19 protein-coding genes are annotated in these 16,037 nt (G+C 44.7%); 9 read left to right on the forward strand and 10 right to left on the reverse strand.

All coding sequences use genetic code 11. The features are described 5' to 3' along the window. Positions 1-230 precede the first annotated feature (230 nt). From ACRN9H_RS12475 to ACRN9H_RS12485, 3 genes are read left to right on the forward strand one after another with little or no spacing between them, the layout of a single operon-like run. Positions 231-641 carry a curli production assembly/transport protein CsgE gene (locus ACRN9H_RS12475; protein ID WP_432314090.1) on the forward strand — a complete coding sequence of 137 codons (411 nt, stop codon included), beginning with the start codon at positions 231-233 and terminating at the stop codon, positions 639-641. A 10-nt stretch (positions 642-651) separates the two neighbouring features. Next, positions 652-1,047: a curli assembly protein CsgF gene (locus ACRN9H_RS12480; protein ID WP_432314092.1), complete on the forward strand. Its 396-nt coding sequence runs from the start codon at positions 652-654 to the stop codon at positions 1,045-1,047. Continuing rightward, positions 1,047-1,853 (forward strand): CsgG/HfaB family protein, encoded by an 807-nt coding sequence (locus ACRN9H_RS12485; protein ID WP_432314094.1) that lies wholly within the window; start codon positions 1,047-1,049, stop codon positions 1,851-1,853. Before ACRN9H_RS12480 ends, ACRN9H_RS12485 begins: the two co-directional genes overlap by 1 nt. Positions 1,854-2,004: 151 nt before the next feature. On the opposite strand, the gene ACRN9H_RS12490 is transcribed toward ACRN9H_RS12485, so the two are convergent. Together ACRN9H_RS12490 and ACRN9H_RS12495 are read right to left on the reverse strand one after the other, a co-directional pair. Further along, complete coding sequence (locus ACRN9H_RS12490; protein WP_432314212.1) at positions 2,005-2,595, reverse strand: TetR/AcrR family transcriptional regulator; 591 nt, start codon at positions 2,593-2,595, stop codon at positions 2,005-2,007. 30 nt (positions 2,596-2,625) lie between these two features. Continuing rightward, positions 2,626-4,044: a coniferyl aldehyde dehydrogenase gene (locus ACRN9H_RS12495; RefSeq protein WP_432314096.1), complete on the reverse strand. Its 1,419-nt coding sequence runs from the start codon at positions 4,042-4,044 to the stop codon at positions 2,626-2,628. A gap of 232 nt (positions 4,045-4,276) precedes the next feature. Here ACRN9H_RS12495 and ACRN9H_RS12500 point away from each other — a divergent pair, with 232 nt between their 5' ends. The 3 genes from ACRN9H_RS12500 (at position 4,277) to ACRN9H_RS12510 (ending at position 5,794) form a co-directional block, all read left to right on the forward strand. After that, on the forward strand, positions 4,277-4,660 hold the full coding sequence (locus ACRN9H_RS12500; protein ID WP_432314097.1) for an STAS/SEC14 domain-containing protein: 384 nt from the start codon (positions 4,277-4,279) through the stop codon (positions 4,658-4,660). A gap of 75 nt (positions 4,661-4,735) precedes the next feature. Then, positions 4,736-5,167: a universal stress protein gene (locus tag ACRN9H_RS12505; protein WP_220774834.1), complete on the forward strand. Its 432-nt coding sequence runs from the start codon at positions 4,736-4,738 to the stop codon at positions 5,165-5,167. 189 nt (positions 5,168-5,356) lie between these two features. Then, positions 5,357-5,794 carry a universal stress protein gene (locus ACRN9H_RS12510; protein WP_220774833.1) on the forward strand — a complete coding sequence of 146 codons (438 nt, stop codon included), beginning with the start codon at positions 5,357-5,359 and terminating at the stop codon, positions 5,792-5,794. Positions 5,795-5,813: 19 nt separating this feature from the next. On the opposite strand, the gene ACRN9H_RS12515 is transcribed toward ACRN9H_RS12510, so the two are convergent. After that, positions 5,814-6,671 (reverse strand): substrate-binding periplasmic protein, encoded by an 858-nt coding sequence (locus tag ACRN9H_RS12515; RefSeq protein WP_432314099.1) that lies wholly within the window; start codon positions 6,669-6,671, stop codon positions 5,814-5,816. 258 nt (positions 6,672-6,929) lie between these two features. On the opposite strand from ACRN9H_RS12515, the gene ACRN9H_RS12520 reads away from it, so the two are divergent. Beyond that, positions 6,930-7,265, forward strand: coding sequence for a winged helix-turn-helix domain-containing protein (locus ACRN9H_RS12520; protein WP_263189284.1), 336 nt, complete (start codon positions 6,930-6,932; stop codon positions 7,263-7,265). Positions 7,266-7,348: 83 nt separating this feature from the next. On the opposite strand, the gene ACRN9H_RS12525 is transcribed toward ACRN9H_RS12520, so the two are convergent. The 7 genes from ACRN9H_RS12525 to ACRN9H_RS12555 all read right to left on the reverse strand — a co-directional run bounded on the left by ACRN9H_RS12525 (position 7,349) and on the right by ACRN9H_RS12555 (position 12,933). Next, positions 7,349-7,693: a DUF2956 domain-containing protein gene (locus ACRN9H_RS12525; protein WP_432314100.1), complete on the reverse strand. Its 345-nt coding sequence runs from the start codon at positions 7,691-7,693 to the stop codon at positions 7,349-7,351. 99 nt (positions 7,694-7,792) lie between these two features. Continuing rightward, entirely contained in the window at positions 7,793-8,620 is an 828-nt protein-coding gene (locus ACRN9H_RS12530) for a heme ABC transporter ATP-binding protein (RefSeq protein ID WP_432314101.1), read from the reverse strand. Positions 8,621-8,630: 10 nt separating this feature from the next. Beyond that, entirely contained in the window at positions 8,631-9,647 is a 1,017-nt protein-coding gene (locus tag ACRN9H_RS12535) for a FecCD family ABC transporter permease (protein ID WP_432314103.1), read from the reverse strand. A 57-nt stretch (positions 9,648-9,704) separates the two neighbouring features. Continuing rightward, positions 9,705-10,664, reverse strand: coding sequence for a hemin ABC transporter substrate-binding protein (locus tag ACRN9H_RS12540; RefSeq protein ID WP_432314105.1), 960 nt, complete (start codon positions 10,662-10,664; stop codon positions 9,705-9,707). 104 nt (positions 10,665-10,768) lie between these two features. Then, positions 10,769-11,206 (reverse strand): ExbD/TolR family protein, encoded by a 438-nt coding sequence (locus tag ACRN9H_RS12545; protein WP_107881775.1) that lies wholly within the window; start codon positions 11,204-11,206, stop codon positions 10,769-10,771. A 38-nt stretch (positions 11,207-11,244) separates the two neighbouring features. Next, positions 11,245-11,967, reverse strand: coding sequence for a MotA/TolQ/ExbB proton channel family protein (locus ACRN9H_RS12550; RefSeq protein ID WP_432314107.1), 723 nt, complete (start codon positions 11,965-11,967; stop codon positions 11,245-11,247). A gap of 198 nt (positions 11,968-12,165) precedes the next feature. Continuing rightward, positions 12,166-12,933: an energy transducer TonB gene (locus tag ACRN9H_RS12555; protein WP_432314109.1), complete on the reverse strand. Its 768-nt coding sequence runs from the start codon at positions 12,931-12,933 to the stop codon at positions 12,166-12,168. A gap of 257 nt (positions 12,934-13,190) precedes the next feature. Between ACRN9H_RS12555 and ACRN9H_RS12560 the strand changes: the two genes are divergently transcribed. After that, entirely contained in the window at positions 13,191-15,296 is a 2,106-nt protein-coding gene (locus tag ACRN9H_RS12560) for a TonB-dependent hemoglobin/transferrin/lactoferrin family receptor (RefSeq protein ID WP_432314110.1), read from the forward strand. 131 nt (positions 15,297-15,427) lie between these two features. After that, the gene (gene hutX / locus ACRN9H_RS12565) at positions 15,428-15,982 is read left to right on the forward strand and encodes a heme utilization cystosolic carrier protein HutX (protein ID WP_432314112.1); all 555 of its coding nucleotides are present in this window, start codon (positions 15,428-15,430) and stop codon (positions 15,980-15,982) included. Positions 15,983-16,037: the final 55 nt, after the last annotated feature.

The raw sequence follows: 16,037 nt of genomic DNA on the forward strand, positions 1-16,037 counted from the left end.
CCATTTAATGCTGATGACAGCGATATTACGCGGGATAACGCATTACCCAAATGGGTTATTTTCACCTTTTCACCTTAGCTCTTCGGGCTAATTTTGCCTTACACGTAATGACGGGAGATCTTTAACCCTGTTAACCTGCTTTATCAAAAAATCATTCCCATCACTTAGGTTGTGTTAACGGAGGTGGCAATGATTTTTAAAGCAAGCTTATATAGGTAAAGGAGGGATAAGTGAAACCGTTAAAACAGCGCCTGCTGATCTGTGTTTTATGTCCATTTCTACTGCTGGCTTCTCCTATCACACTTGCCGATAACGACATTGAAATTAGTGGGTTAGTGATAGATAGAACCTTGACTCGGTTTGGTAAAGATTTTGGTTTTTATTATTCAAGTTATTGGCGTGAATTGCCCTTTACCCAAGGCTTTAACGTCACCCTGTATGAGACGGTATTTCCACAGGCGGGAACCGTTTTAACCTTAGAGGTAAACGGGACGCGGATTTACACCACCCATTTTGGTCGTCGTGCAAATCCGATAAAAGAGAGTGCAGAGCAGGCCATTTTGCTCACCATTGATTATTTAGCGCAAGTGAGAGCCAATGCCCTCACAGGTGAATTTTCAGAAACATCGGACGATTTTTAGGATAATAAGAATGACTTACAGGACGTTACTTGCCCTTGTTACGCTATGTGTTGCAGGCAGTGGTCAAGCCACTGAATTGATTTACACTCCAGTAAACCCCAGCTTTGGTGGTAATCCGCAAAATGGGGCCTTTTTATTAAATAAGGCTCAAGCGCAAAATGACCATAAATCGACTTCGAACGAGAAGGACTTTGTCACCCGCTTTAAAGAATCCCTAGAACGTAACATTATCAACTCGATTACCCGAGGTGTCGCCGATGGGGAAATTACCGACGGTGTTTATGATACCGGTGATTTTCGTATCGAAGTGGCGTCGACGGGCAATGGCGTGATGTTAACGATTACAAATACTGAAACGGGTGAAGTCACTGTGATAGAAATGCCGACGTTTGGGGGGATCAGCTAATGGTCCGTTTAGTGTTAATCAGCCTGATGTTAATCAGTATTTCGGCGTGCAGTTTAATCTCAAAACCAGATCTTAATATCACTACTGCTGAAGTTAATCCCATAAGTGAAGTGATGCGTGGGCTGCAAGCGCAACCTGGACCTAAGTTTCCGATTCCAGTAGCCGTATATTCTTTTCGCGATCAAACGGGACAATATAAGCCACAGGCTAATGTGAGCTCATTTTCGACCGCAGTGACTCAGGGCGCAACATCGATGTTGATGCAGACCTTGCTCGACTCGAGATGGTTTACCCCTGTTGAGCGTGAAGGGCTGCAAAATTTGCTTACCGAGCGCAAAATTAGCAGCAAAAAAAGCGGCACTAAGGGGGATGAAGTACCGGTATTATCCACCGCCAGATTACTACTCGAAGGAGGCGTTATCAGCTATGAAACTAACACTAGCACCGGCGGTAGTGGCGTTGAATATTACGGTATTGGCGCATCGGAAATGTATCGCGAAGATCTGGTGACCATTTATTTGCGCGCTGTTGATGTGCATACCGGCAAAGTAATGATGTCGGTTTCGACCAGCAAGCGGGTTTTATCCCAAGAAATGCGTGCAGGTTTATTCCGTTACACCAGCTTAAATCGACTCGCCGAGGCTGAGGTTGGTTTTACCACTAACGAGCCAGTACAATTTTGCGTGCTACAGGCAATTGAACTGGCTGTTGCGGAGCTGATTGATAAGGGAATTAAGCAGGGTTATTGGAATCCAACGCAAGTGGCACAACCCGCTGAAAAAGTACAGGAGCTAAGTCAGAGTTAAGCTAAGGCCAGCTAACTTTTGGCTCAGTCAGCGCTAGGTTTCGGTTTAGCCAGCGTTGAGTGGTGTAATCTTTAAGCATCAATAAAAACCGAGCCATTTAATCTGGCTCGGTTTTTTTGTTATATCAATCTAAGCTGTTAGTATTCCTCTGTTAATCGGCTTGCATGGCCTTCCAAAACAGCTCAAAACTGGCATTGCGGTATTGGCTATTGTGGCCTAAATGTGGGTTATCAATAAAAAAGCGTGTGGCGGCCAGATACTGACCATGGCAGTTTTCTAGCATTAGCTCCACAGGGTAGTGGGCGATTAATCCCATCATTTGTCCCTGCTTAATCAGTTCGCTAATAAAGCCTAAAATACTGTTCATGGCTTGATCCCGCACATTTTTTGCAATCATAGGCGACATTGAGTATTGCTGAAAAAACAATTGCTTGATGGGGTTTTCTAGTGACCAATCTATCGCACTTTGCCAGAGTTGTTTGGCATTGTGTTTAAGCTTACTGTCTTGATGCGCGTTTAACAGTAAAGCATTGGCAAATTCTTGTTTTATAGTCAGAAACAAACATTCCAACAAGGCTTCTTTGGAAGGGAAGTGATGGAATAAGGTGCCCGTAGCGACACCGGCTTGCTTAGCTATCGATGCGGTTGAAGTGCCATGAAATCCTTGGCTGACAAACAACGCCAAAGCGGTATCGAGAATCGCTTGGCGTTTGTCTGTCTTAGTTTTTATAGGTTGTTCCATTAACTGTGTATTCACGATTTATCCCCGTCACTAGCGCAAGAACAGCTTCATCAGCATACGTTGGATAAACGTACCGTAGGGCGGGTGCACAAACTTACCCGTATTAAAGCGACCTCGGCTGAGCACAGTTTTAGCATGACTGAAGGTTAAAAAGCCTTCTTTACCATGGTAATGCCCCATACCCGAGGGACCAATACCGCCAAAGGGCGCGTCATCGGCGGCCACATGGAATACGGTCTCGTTAATACAGACGCCACCAGAATGGGTTTGCTGGAGGATTTTTTGCTGGCAGGGCTCATCAAAGCTCATGATATAAAGCGCTAAAGGCCTTGCTCTGTAATTGATATATTGAATCGCTTCATCTAGGGAGTTATAGCCAATTATCGGCAATAATGGGCCAAAAATCTCCTCTTGCATCAATAGCATATCTTCATTGGTATTAGTGATTAGCTGAGTCGCAAGTTTGCGGTTTTGGCTATCAATGGCTTCATCAGTCGCCGAAATGACACGGGCGCCTTTGGCCTTGGCATCGTTTAACACTGTGATAATACGGTCAAACTGACGGGTATTAATGATGCTACCGTAGTCTTTATTGTTATTTATTACGCCGTACATGGTCTTAAATTTAGCTCGATAGGCGGCGATAAAGTCATCGACTTTGGCTTTAGGGCACAGCACATAATCGGGGGCGACACAGATTTGTCCTGCATTGAGACACTTGCCGTAAATCATGCGTTCTACTGCTATCTCAAGCGACATATCGGGGGCGATAATCACTGGTGACTTACCGCCAAGTTCGAGTGTCACTGGAGTCAGATTATTGGCTGCGGCGCGCATCACATGGCGACCCACAGTGGTAGAGCCGGTAAAGAGTAAATGATCGAAGGGCAGGGCTGAAAACTCCGCGGCCACATCCGCTTCACCCTCGATAACAGCAACATGGGATTCATCGAAGACTTCTGCTAAAAGTTGTTTTATCACTTGATTGGTTGCAGGGGTGAACTCAGATAATTTGAGCATGGCATGATTCCCCGCGGCAATGGCAGTCACTAGCGGGCCAATGGACAGCATCACGGGGAAGTTCCACGGTACGATAATGCCAATAACTCCCAAGGGCTGATAATGCACTGTGACTTTAGCGGGCGCGAGCAAAATACCCGCATGGCGAGCACTAGGCTTGAGCCACCTTTTCAGATTTTTTAGGCTGTAATTGATGTTGTTGATGACCGGCATAATGTCTGAAATCAAGCTGTCATCAACCGAGCGATGGCCATAGTCTTGGCTTAGGGCTTCGACTAAAGGTGTTTTAAAGCGTAGTACTGCGGCTTTAAGTTGGGTTAATCGCTCACGACGCATATCGTGATCTGGATTAGGCGCTGCCAAATAGCTGCTGCGTTGTCGTTGAAATAATTCACTTAAGTGGGATATTTTTGCTTGTTCTGTGGTCATATTTATCGCCGTGGTTGCAAGTGTTTGATGTTAACAACGCGTATTGTGTAAGTGATTTAATGTGCTAATCGGTACCGACTGATTAGTCGGTTTACTCTAGCGTGCTTAGTCGGATGATACAAGTTATCCGGTGTCTTTTTGAGCATGATCACGACATATGTTAGGGTTAACTTCTAAACTGAAGTGTGCGTTTGTTAAGCGATTGATAATAAATTTTACATAAGGAGGATGTATGGCAATGTTAAAACATGGAATTTCGATTGGTATTGAACGTCACGGAGATGATGACTTTTTTGTTGCGGTTAAAGCAATCGGTACTTTAACGCATCAAGACTACGAGATGATGGTTCCTGTATTGGAATCAGCACTTGAAGGAGTCAAAGATCCCGATATTTTTGCTTTAGTGGATGTTACTGAGCTAGAAGGTATGGAGTTACAAGCGGCTTGGGATGATATTAAACTTGGGGTTAAACATATTCGACATTTTGAAAAGATTGCTATTGTCGGTAAAACAACCTTGCAGGAAGTGTTAGCAAAATTAGCTAATTGGTTTACGCCTGCTGAAGTAAGATTTTTTGTTGATAATGGCGATGCAGTCGCTTGGCTAAAAGGCTAATCGCGTTAATGTGGTTTTGTTAAGTACAGCTCAACACAGCTCATCATCAATCAGTACTAAAAAGGAGTACAGATTATGCGTACAGGTCAAATACTTTGGCCCACAGATTTTTCGGAAACTGCGGCCCATGCACTGAGCTATGCTATTGAAATGGCAAATCTATACCATGTAGGCTTAAAAATTTTACATGTAGTAGAACAACCGATCGGTGATGAGAACTTCATGATTTTATCTATTACTCCTGAAGAGCTTGCTAAGAGCATGGAGGACGCGGCGGCAACTAAAATGCAGGCGTTGTTAGAAGGGCTAAATACTGAGCTTCCCGTCACGACCTTGATCCGCCGTGGCGATCCCGTTGATGAGATTTTAGATGAAGCTAACAGTAAAGATACCGGTATGGTGGTGATTGCGAGCCATGGACGCACGGGGATTTCACACTTTTTGCACACCAATGTCGCCGAAGCTGTGGCAAACGGTGCGGCTTGTCCTGTGCTTGTAGTGAAGTAAGTTAGCTGGGCTCAATAATGCCAAAGGACGCTCAATGCGTCCTTTCTTTTTGATTGGTAAAGAATAATTAATTAAAATGACAACGCAAGATACATAGCTAATTGCTATAAATAAATGGTATTTTTAGGTTAATAATAAATCGTTAAGCTCGAAAGTCAGCTCATTAAAACTTAAATAACGGATAAGCTTATGCGTACTCAAGAAGTGTTATGTCCTACTGATTTTTCATCTACCGCGGCGCATGCGCTAAAATATGCTGTTGAAATGGCTAATCTTTACCATGTCGATATCCGCTTGTTGCATGTGACAAGCCCTGCCCGCGGCGCCCATTGTTATGGTATTGCCGTTGATATTCCCGCGACATTAGAAAATGAACTTAAAGCATTTGTGGATGCAAAGATGCAAAGTTTGCAGCAGGAAATGCAACAGGATCTCACTGAGGGACTTAATATCAAGCTAGTGGTGCGTAATGGTGATGCCATTGATGAAATTTTAGCTGAGGCTGCTGATGTAGGTATGCTGGTGATCGCCAGTCATGGCAGTAGCGGCTTAGCTGATTTTTTAAAGCCTCATGTCACGCAGGATATTGTAAAATATGCTAAATGTCCTGTATTAGTGGTGAAATAGTTCGACACCAACAGTAAACCTAAAGGGGATCGTGCTTGATCATCTTGGGGACAATAAAGTCAGGTGACGTCTCAGTATGATTATCAAAAGAGATGAGACGTCGATATTTTTCTTTTAGTGCCCATAAAGTGCCATTGTCAGTAATTTGTTTGAGCCCAGTATTAAAATCATCACGAATTTGTTCACTCAGAAACGCAAAACGGTATTGCGTGGGGGCAAATATGGGATGACAAATAGTCTGCTGTGCTAAGTCTTGTTGAGTCAGTTTGCCTTCAATAAAAGCCTGCTTTAAATAGTATTCAAAAATATTCTTATCCATCACTATCACATCGGCCCTGTGCTTCATTAACATATACACCTGCTGTATTTGCTGAGCTTGCTCTTGATAACCCTTATTGACCTTCGTCATTTGGGCAAATTCATCCCCGAGTAAGCTTGATGCGCGCTGGAAAGTGACGACATTTTTGTGATTTAAATCAGCGATACTATTGATATTATATTGGTTTGATATGAGGCTGATCGCACAGTTTTGGTACGTTATTGCCACATTGGAATAAAAGACATTTTTAACCATACCTTCTTTAATATTAATCACACCATCGAGTTTAGCTGCTTTAAATTCATGAAAAGTGCGTGCAAATGGTAGGTAATGAATTGAGGCGGTATGCCCTTTAACCGCCAATGCATTGAAGAGTAATTCGAGCTCTAGCCCACTGTTTGTTTCTTGGATGACATAGGGTGGAATGGATTCACTGACGCCAATTTGAAGTTCTATTGCTTGGCACGGTTGAACACTGCACAGTGCAACTAACCCCGCCCACTTATAGTGGTGATGCCAAGTGGTTGCTTTACTGGGTTTATGTGCAATATAGAGCATAAATGATTAATACCTCTTGCTACTGAGTTGCCATGATAAGAGAGCCAAAGTCATGAGTCGCGCTAGTAAGTGTAGTGTGTCTGCGGGCACAGGGTTTAATGTCCCCGATTAGACATAATCATGTTAGGCGGGAAATTTCAAGACATTGTAGTGTTGTGGTTCCTAGTGTGAAGGTTATTTAGTGCTTTCTCTTGCCTTATTAACTGAATATCAAGTAATTTTAATACTAATTCTATTTGTCATTCGTCAGGTTATTTTATGTCACTTGCCATACCAACGCAGCAAGCCGTTTCAAAGCAACATAAGGCGTTCCTTCGAAAGCTGTATTTAGCACATTTAATGGATGATGAGCGCCATAACATATTATCACTCAATAAGTTAACTGGTATGCCACGTCGCACCTTACAAGATGCTATCGCCGCCTTTGAAGACATTGGTATTCAAGCTGAGTTTGTGCAGGAAGGGAGCCGTAACAACTCAGGTTATTACCGTATCGTCACCTGGGGACCTATCAGTAGTGCTTGGGTTGATACGCATATCACTGAAATAGAACAGCAGATTGGTGTGGCTGATAATAACGCGGCGAGTGTGTGAGCTCGCCAGTGTTGCTGATATCGCTTTAGTATCAATTGCATAGCCGTTTAGTTGTTATCTCAATTGCTGCTCCACTGGCTTTATCAAGCGGTCATAATATAGGCGCCGAAACCTAGCCAACTTAATACTAGCATGGCTATGGCTATCCAAGTGGCGGTGGTAAACTGGTTTTTGGGTTCACTGTTATCGTCAAATTCGTCAGTATCATCGATATTATTTGTTGTTTGAAATTTAGCTTTTAATTGCTGTTTGCGGGCTTTATCTCGTTCACGGGCTTTGGCTTTCTGGAGCTTTTTGTATTCAGCGATACCTTTTTCAATACCTTGGGCGATGAGCTTAGTTTGCTCTTTATTTTGCCCCGGTTTTTGGATGGCTTTTGCCGCTGCGAGTGCGTTTTGCTGTGTTTCTGTCGAGATAGTGGGTTTCATTTGGGTTCTGCCTCAGTTAAAGCGGCTGTACTAAAAGTATATGTTATTGATTATACCCATATTCAGACTCAAAAACGTCAGGCTAGTAGTTTCAGTGTGTTAAAAAATCAATGGATGGCCGCCCTGCGGAGCCGGTACGTATATCGGTTCGTAGTCCCAGACTTGGCGGATGGTATCAACTGATAATGCCTGAGCAGGAATGCCTTCACTTACAATTCGTCCTTGTTTTAACACAATTAATTGGTCGCTATAACGAGCGGCTTGATTAAGATCATGCAGTACGACGATGACGGTATACCCCTGTTGATGGGCTAAACTTCGGGCCAATTCGAGCACTTTATGTTGCTGTGCAAGATCGAGGGCTGATGTTGGCTCATCTAATAACAGTATGGGCGCAAACGGTGATTGGCTCAGTTGAGTTAGTACGCGTGCGAGTTGTACGCGCTGTTTTTCACCCCCCGATAGCGTTGGATAGCTACGATTTGCCAGCGAGGTTAACCCCACTTCAGCTATCTGGTTAGCCACTAAAATCTCGCCTGCTTTTTTACTGATGGTTAAGGGATACAAACCCATGGCGACGACTTCACTTACAGTGAAGGGAAACGTCAAGCTAGCGTGTTGTGGCAGTACCGCTAAGGATTTTGCGAGTTCAGCCCTTGGCCAGTCAGCAAGTTGGCGATGACCTAAGCATATGCTTTGCCTTGGTGTGCTGATTTCTTGGCATAACGCTTTAAGTAGAGTGGATTTACCCGCACCGTTGGGGCCAAGAAGGGCGGTGACCGCGCCCGACTTAAATTGCACATTGATATCACTGAGCACTGTTTTTTGCCCAATGGCCACATTAAGCTGGCAAATTTTCAGTTGGGAGTGAGCAATGCGTGCCTTTGCTGAGTGAGCCGTTATATTTGAATCAGAGAGGGTGGCCATAGATATTCGCTTAGGTTAACTTGCTGCGCTGTTGCAGCAATAAAAAAATGAAAAATGGCGCGCCAATGAGTGCAGTGACCAGCCCGACAGGTAATTCGGCGGGCGGCAATAGTGCGCGGGCGCCGATATCGGCCAAGGCTAATAACGTGGCGCCCAACAGTGCGCTGATGGGTAATAGTTGTTTATGATCTGGCCCTAACATCATGCGGACTAGATGCGGCACCACTAAACCAATAAAACCAATAATTCCTGTTGCGGCAACGCTGACTCCCACGCCTAAAGCACAGAGTAAAATCAGCCGGAGTTTGAGCCTATCTACATCAATCCCTAAATGGCGTGCTTCAGCCTCGCCGAGCAGTAAGGCATTAAGCGCCGCCGCATCTTGGCGAAAACGCCAACTGATCAAGATTAACGTTGCGAGACTTAAGCTGACATAAATCCACTGTGCGCCCGTAATAGAGCCCATTTGCCATAGGGTTAAGTCACGTAGTGCCATGTCGTTGGCGAGGTAAGTCAGCACGCCAATACCCGCGCCCGCGAGTGCTGCTATGGCAACACCCGAGAGCAACAGTAATACGACAGATGTTCCTGTTGGGCTGCTGGCAAGGCGATAAACCACCAATGTGGTGATAAGTCCTGATGCAAACGCTGCAAGGGGGATGAATAACGCATTAGCATTGGGTAATAGCACAATACAAATCGCGGCCCCAAGTGCTGCACCAGACGACACGCCAATAATGCCAGGATCGGCTAAGGGATTACGAAATAATCCCTGCATCACTGCACCGCACTGGGCCAGTATGGCGCCGACCGCCAAGGCTAATAATGTGCGAGGTAAACGCACTGTGTTGATCACCAGTTGCTCGTGTGGCGCAATATTACCCATGTTTTGTTGGGTAGCCCAGTTCATCACCGCGCTTAAGGAGTCAATCAAGCTAATACTGACGGGCCCCGTGCTCACCGAGAGTAAACAACTCAAGGCTAACAATGTGAGTAAACTGGGCCACAGCCAGCGGCTAAGTAACATGGTTAAATTCCTATATTTATCTGTTGATCTATTTTCCGCTAGTGTTGGTGCAACAACTTACTGATGCAGAGTTAATAACGTGCTCGCAAGCGTATCTGCGGCGCTAATTGCGCTTAGTCCTAAACCGCCTAATAAGGCTTGTGGAGCAAGAGTTTGAATATGTTTATTTTTACCTGCTGGTGTATGGGCGAGTAATGGCATTTCTTTTATTAACTCTTGGGCTATTTGACTGTGAGTTTGCTCGGAGGCTTGATCGCTACGTTTTGACAGCAAAATAAGATCGGGTTGTAAGGATAATATCCCTTCCTGGGACATGCTTTTATAGCCTTCAAAATCGGCGACATTCTGTGCGCCTGATAGCTCAATAATGGTATCTGCGGCAGTGCCTTTACCGCCAACCCGTGCGCCGCGACCTTCTTGCAATAACATAAAGAGGATTTTGGTTTGAGTGCCGCCATCTTGTATTTGCAGTTTTTTATCCGCTAAGTGCTGCAGCTTTTGATGTAAGTCTTGCTTAAGTTTGATTGCGTTATCTTGGCGATTGAGTAACTGACCTAAAGTATCCACATTGTTCATTAGCTGCAGTTCATCAGTCGTAGTCGGTAATTGCACTACTTGAATATTGGCTTGTTTTAACACCTTGAGCGTGGTTTCTGGCCCCATCACATCAGAACCCACCACGACGGTTGGCGACAGGGCAATAATGCCTTCGGCGGAGAGCATTCTGTGATAGCCAAGTTTAGCAATATGGCTCAAATTTTCAGGGATATAGCTGGTAGAGTCGATGGCAACCAATTTATCGCCCGCATCAAGGGCGAGTACCAACTCAGTGACTCCCGCCCCTGCACTCACTAGACGTATTTCTTGCTCAGCGCTTGAGGCATTAGGCGCAACTAACATAGTGATGGCAGCGCTAAAAAATAGGCATTTATTCAGCGGCTTACTTATACGGTGAGGTAAAAAACTTAACATGCGAGAGCCTATTTTTATCGGCAGTTGAGTGGCTTGAAACAACATGGTTTAACTCCTATGAAATCTGGGTCGCCACAGTATTAGGCTCAGACTTGGGGTTTATAGACAGATGTTAAATACGTTCTGTTAACTTAACGTCGTGTAAATATTTAGTGTTCCATCAATATTTGTGTCTGACTGATGGATTGTGTTTGTAATAGCGCAAGCAGTTGCATTAGTGGCTCAACGGGCGCGGCTTTATCTGCGGCGATAACCACTGTTGCCTCGGGCATTACTTGTAAGCGTTGTATCAATACAGTGGTAAAGCGGGCTAAATCCATAAATTGCTCGCCATCGATAGCCCAATAGGGGGCCGTTGCCATAATATTAATGGCGATAGAAGGTTGGTTTTTTACCGCTGTAATGGCTGAACTTGGGCTTTGCGGCACCGCGACGGGTAAGCTCAATAATTGGCTGTTTGCGGTGAGTAGCAAAAATACCAATACAATAAAAATAATGTCGATTAATGCGGTCAAATCAACGCTTGGCAGTTGTTCTGGTGAAGATATGCCATTATGCGACAGTGAAGATTTATCAGTGCTTATCATCTCAGTGTCTCAAAGTGGTTATTAAGTGGCTGTTTAGGCTATGCACTCGACTGGCTGACGTGCTCAAACGCTTGATAGTCATGCGCATCGTGAGAGTCGTCTTTAATGCCGGCTAACCAAAGGTTAATTTGATTGAGTACATGGCTGGTGCGTTGACATTGATTTTGAGCCCAGATCCCAAAAAGATGCGCAGCTGTAATGGCGGGCACCGCGATAATGAGCCCCGCCGCAGTGGTATTCATTGCGAGCCCGAGCCCCGCACTTAATTGCGCGGGAGTGACCGGACCTTGCGATTGACCGAGCTGATTAAACATTTCAATCAAGCCTAAAACCGTGCCGAGTAAGCCAAGTAGCGGGCTAATAATGCCAATGACTTGTAATACTTTGAGTCCAGCCTGTAAGTCTCGTTGCTGTTTATTCAGCCACAGGCTGACTAACTCTTCCCGCAGGACTTTGGGCTGGTGGACCTGTTTGAGTAGTAAAGTCGCACCGCGTGAGAGTATGTCTTGCTGCGCGCTCGTTTGTACTAATAGTGCCTTGATGTTGTCTGTGGTTGCTATTGACGATGATTGACGTAGCGTTTTTACCCAAGCTTGTTTTTTAGGCCATAGTGACAATAGCGTTTGATGTAAAAACAAAGCGCTACGTTCAAGGCTGATCATAAAAGCTAGAAAAGCACATAACAATAGCGGCCATGTCAGTACGCCGAGCTGACTATGTAAGGTCGAAAAATGTAAAGTCGAAAAATCAGTTATGGGCATTAAGCCTCTCCAATCTATGTCAATTTCAGTATCTGTGTATCTCAGTATTAAGGCATCCACTGATACATGAGTTATGTGGTTAAGATTAAGCAATAAACGCATCTATGTTGGGGATTGATGTTGCTTACGTTTTGGTTGCTTATATTCTGTGTGGTTTTCGGTGCCATGATTCAATGGAGACGCCATCAGCTAAAGTCATTAGTTGAGTGCAAAACGTATGGGCACTGTGACCTTATAATGACTCGCTAACCTTGGCATCGGGGCCTCAAACTGCCAAGTCTCAACCGCCTCCAGTGCCGCTTGATCCAACAAACTAAATCCAGAACTTTTAACTAGTGTTAGCGCCAGTTGCTCACCTAATGCATTAAACATCACTTCTATTGTTGCCGTTCCTTCTAGGCCTTTTCTACGCGCTATCCGTGGATATTCAGGCTTAGGTGGTTGCGTAGCAAAAAGTGGCTTTGTTAATTCCACAATGTTGTTTTTTGCACTCGTAGTATCAGGTTTGGCCGTGCTGGTGGTTAATTCTGCTGGCTCTGTATTGATGTTTTTATCCACTAAATCGGCAGTAACATCTTGTATCAAAAACGCTTTATTCAACGTTGAAGCTGAACGTGTTGTTGCGAGCTGCTGCTCAATCTTCTTCGTCGCTCTATCCGCCGCAGCGACTATCGGCTTATCTATAGGTTTTGACCTTAATCGTGGTTTAGCCGCACTGTTAATCTTTTCTGCACTGGATTTGGATTGCTGTATAGGCGTGGCACTCGTGTTTGCTGCGGTGCTGACACGTTTGCTCGGCACGATAAAGCTCAGCGTGACACTATTTTGATTCGTGTCGACTGATGGCTTTGCCGCGCTAGATAGTGGCGAGTTTTTTAACATAGTGACCGAAGGCTGCGAGGCGATAACCCCGGTTTGTATCGCAATTGTCAACGCGCCAAAAGCCAAATATCGTTTCGGTGTCACAGCAATCTCTTATCTATAAAAACATTTCGCTAATTAAGATATCTCAATATAAATAAGATCGCAAATGATAATGATTAGCATTTGATCTATTTTATTATCTCAGGTAGAGTGCCTGCAATAGCTCGAATGAGCGCTTAAAAAAACAGCTAAGCTGCTAATTTACGCCACTTAATTGGCCATGAGTTTGTTTGATAACAATCTAGAAACTCAGCATTAAATTACGCAGTCACCGCTGATTATCACTTGAGGATGAAGATATGAAGAAAAAGCCGTTAGTGATCGCCATGGCGATAGCACTCAATAGTATGGCCCTTGGCTTAACGGCGCTCAGTTTTACTGTGGCGGCTGAAGAAAACAAAGCGCCTATTATTCAAAAGGATGTACAAAAAAAGCTAATCACAACTGAATTTGATGAAGTATTAGTGAGCGCAACAAGAGTCAGCGAAAAAGCGTCCGAAACCAGTCGCAGTGTTGCTGTGGTGGGTGAAGAACAACTCGCCGTTGCTCAAGCATCGTCCGTTGCAGATGCCCTTAAAAACGAAGCGAACATCACGCTGACTAATGGGCCAAGAGCATCATCACAAGGGGTTGAAATCCGCGGTTTAAGTGGCGATCGAGTATTGCAAACGATAGACGGTGCAAGACAAAACACGAGCTCTGGCCACCGAGGATCTTATTTTATGGATCCAGAGTTATTGAAATCTATAGAAGTATTACGTGGTCCAGCCAGCAGCTTGTGGGGCAGCGGGGCTTTGGGTGGCGTTGTCGCGCAGAACACTAAATCGGCACAAGACTTTTTAGCGCCCAACGAGACCTTTGGCGGGTATTTAAAACAAGGTTATGAAACCAATGGCTCGCGTACTAAAACCAGTGGTGCTATTTATAGTCAACAAGATAGTATTGATTGGTTATTAAACGGCTCTTATACCGACTCAAATAATATAAAAACTGGCAATGACGAAACCTTAAACAACAGTGCATCTAACGGCAGCAATGGTTTAGCCAAATTAGGTTGGCAAGCCGATGAAGCGTCACGGTTAGAATTATCAGCAAGAGTGAATAAAAGCAATGAACTCGTACCGAGTAATCCTGCTGCTGCGGTGAGTAGCTCAGTGCCTTTGGTACGCCGCAAGACAGACGATCAAAATATCACTGTAAATTACAGTCTCAATCCTGCCAATAATCCGTATCTGGATACTAAGATGCAAGTGTATTGGAACAGTACTGACTACGATGAAGACCGCATCACTAAAGACCAGCAAGATAGCACTGAGTATCGTACTGTGGGCATTAACCTTAATAACAGTTCACGCTTGGGCAGCACTTTACTGACCTACGGCGTTGACGGCTATCGCGATACCATAGAAACGCAGCGTGATGATTCTGGGCAAGTGGGCCAACGTCCGGGGAATATCGATGGTGAAACCACAGTGTGGGGCGCTTTTACACGCGCTGATATTGAGCTGACAAAGACATTAAATCTCGATTCAGGTCTACGCTATGATCGCTATAAAAATGACAGTAATAACCTTAATTTATCGTCTGATGACAATGAGTTATCACCTTCGTTGGGTTTAATTTGGCAAACTCAATCTTGGTTAACCTTAAGTGCGCGTTACGATCAAGCTTTTCGCGCACCGACGGTGGAAGAGATGTTTTCTAGTGGCACGCACTATTGCATTCCGCCCATTCCTGGATTTTTACCCCAAGGTTTGTGTAATACGTTTGCGACTAATCCTGATTTAAAGTCTGAAACCGCGCGCAATAAAGAAATTAAAGCAGACTTACGTTTCAGTGAGTTAGCGGGTAATGATGAGCTGGCGTTGACCTTTAATATTTTCCGCAACGATGTGGATGATTTTATCGTGCAGCAGGTATCTAACCCATGGCGCGGCATTCCAGGGTTCGAGCAAACGACCTCGTGGAATAACGTTGAAGATGCGCGCTTGACTGGTTTCGAAATTAGTAGCCGTTACCGTATCGGTCAGACTCATTTGGCGATGAATTATGGTCAAACCCACGGTGAAGATCGTAACAGTGGTGATGATATTGAGGGGATACCCGCCAATAAATTTAATGTCGATTTATCCCAAGGCATCATGGATGGCGACATGAAGCTCGGTACGCGGGTCACTTATGTAGCGAGTCAATCCAATACGCCTGATGGCTTTAAAGTGGCAAAATACGACGATTACACCCTTTGGGATGTGTATGTTACATGGGAGCCGACTATGGGGGCTATGGCTGGCGTTAGAGTTGATTTCGCCATTGAAAACATCGGTGATGAACAGTACTTACAAGCGTGGCAAACATTGCAACAACCGGGCCGTAACATGAAGTTATCGGCGCGCTATATGTTTTAAGTCGCGTATTAAAGAGGCTTGCTTTTAGTGTTGATGGCGTTAAAACCCATCAACACGGCCACTACATTTATATCGGTGAGCAAGTCTTTTATCTGCGACCACTTAGTCGTTACTCTATTTGGAGAACATTGATGAAGATGACACTCGATACCGAGCTTGATGTTGCGCCAGACTTAACCGCTCAGCAAATTGAGCAACAGGCGCTATTACGTCAACGATTTGAGCAACAACTCGATTTAATGCCGGCGCAACTCGCCAGTGAACTCGGCATTGCCGAGCTTGATGTGGTTGCTGCATTGCCGCCGGAGCAAGTGGTATTCGTACCTCTGGCTCAGTTAGATGAACTATTACAAGCCTTACCCCTGTGGGGCAAGTTAACTACGATTGTGATGCTTTCAGGCAGTGTGTTTGAATTTAAAGGTGACTTCCCTCAGGGTAAGTATGCCCACGGTTATTACAATCTTTACAGCAAGGGCGATGGTTTACACGGGCACCTTAAAGTCGATGTCATGCGTGCCATTGCATTAATCAGTCGACCATTTCGAGGCAGTGAAAGCCACTCTATTAACTTTTTTGGCAGTGCTGGCGAAGTGGTATTTAAAGTGTATTTAGGCCGTGATAAACAAAGGGCGTTATTTCCTGAGCAAGTTCGCCAATTTAAAGCGCTGGCAACGGCCTTTACATAACCACAATCAAGCCGCCGAATTAAAAAATTAACTTATTATATTTAAGGAACATAAC

This window comes from Shewanella sp. MF08487, assembly GCF_050848685.1.
Taxonomy (GTDB): Bacteria; Pseudomonadota; Gammaproteobacteria; order Enterobacterales; family Shewanellaceae; genus Shewanella; species Shewanella glacialipiscicola.

What these genes read in the sequence shown, in the direction of transcription:
- ACRN9H_RS12480 (WP_432314092.1), top strand. Translation starts at nt 652, where the DNA reads ATGACTTACAGGACGTTACTTGCCCTTGTTACGCTATGTGTTGCAGGC.
- ACRN9H_RS12485 (WP_432314094.1), top strand. Translation starts at nt 1,047, where the DNA reads ATGGTCCGTTTAGTGTTAATCAGCCTGATGTTAATCAGTATTTCGGCG.
- ACRN9H_RS12490 (WP_432314212.1), bottom strand. Translation starts at nt 2,595, where the DNA reads ATGGAACAACCTATAAAAACTAAGACAGACAAACGCCAAGCGATTCTC.
- ACRN9H_RS12495 (WP_432314096.1), bottom strand. Translation starts at nt 4,044, where the DNA reads ATGACCACAGAACAAGCAAAAATATCCCACTTAAGTGAATTATTTCAA.
- ACRN9H_RS12500 (WP_432314097.1), top strand. Translation starts at nt 4,277, where the DNA reads ATGGCAATGTTAAAACATGGAATTTCGATTGGTATTGAACGTCACGGA.
- ACRN9H_RS12505 (WP_220774834.1), top strand. Translation starts at nt 4,736, where the DNA reads ATGCGTACAGGTCAAATACTTTGGCCCACAGATTTTTCGGAAACTGCG.
- ACRN9H_RS12510 (WP_220774833.1), top strand. Translation starts at nt 5,357, where the DNA reads ATGCGTACTCAAGAAGTGTTATGTCCTACTGATTTTTCATCTACCGCG.
- ACRN9H_RS12515 (WP_432314099.1), bottom strand. Translation starts at nt 6,671, where the DNA reads ATGCTCTATATTGCACATAAACCCAGTAAAGCAACCACTTGGCATCAC.
- ACRN9H_RS12520 (WP_263189284.1), top strand. Translation starts at nt 6,930, where the DNA reads ATGTCACTTGCCATACCAACGCAGCAAGCCGTTTCAAAGCAACATAAG.
- ACRN9H_RS12525 (WP_432314100.1), bottom strand. Translation starts at nt 7,693, where the DNA reads ATGAAACCCACTATCTCGACAGAAACACAGCAAAACGCACTCGCAGCG.
- ACRN9H_RS12530 (WP_432314101.1), bottom strand. Translation starts at nt 8,620, where the DNA reads ATGGCCACCCTCTCTGATTCAAATATAACGGCTCACTCAGCAAAGGCA.
- ACRN9H_RS12535 (WP_432314103.1), bottom strand. Translation starts at nt 9,647, where the DNA reads ATGTTACTTAGCCGCTGGCTGTGGCCCAGTTTACTCACATTGTTAGCC.
- ACRN9H_RS12540 (WP_432314105.1), bottom strand. Translation starts at nt 10,664, where the DNA reads ATGTTGTTTCAAGCCACTCAACTGCCGATAAAAATAGGCTCTCGCATG.
- ACRN9H_RS12545 (WP_107881775.1), bottom strand. Translation starts at nt 11,206, where the DNA reads ATGATAAGCACTGATAAATCTTCACTGTCGCATAATGGCATATCTTCA.
- ACRN9H_RS12550 (WP_432314107.1), bottom strand. Translation starts at nt 11,967, where the DNA reads ATGCCCATAACTGATTTTTCGACTTTACATTTTTCGACCTTACATAGT.
- ACRN9H_RS12560 (WP_432314110.1), top strand. Translation starts at nt 13,191, where the DNA reads ATGAAGAAAAAGCCGTTAGTGATCGCCATGGCGATAGCACTCAATAGT.
- hutX (WP_432314112.1), top strand. Translation starts at nt 15,428, where the DNA reads ATGAAGATGACACTCGATACCGAGCTTGATGTTGCGCCAGACTTAACC.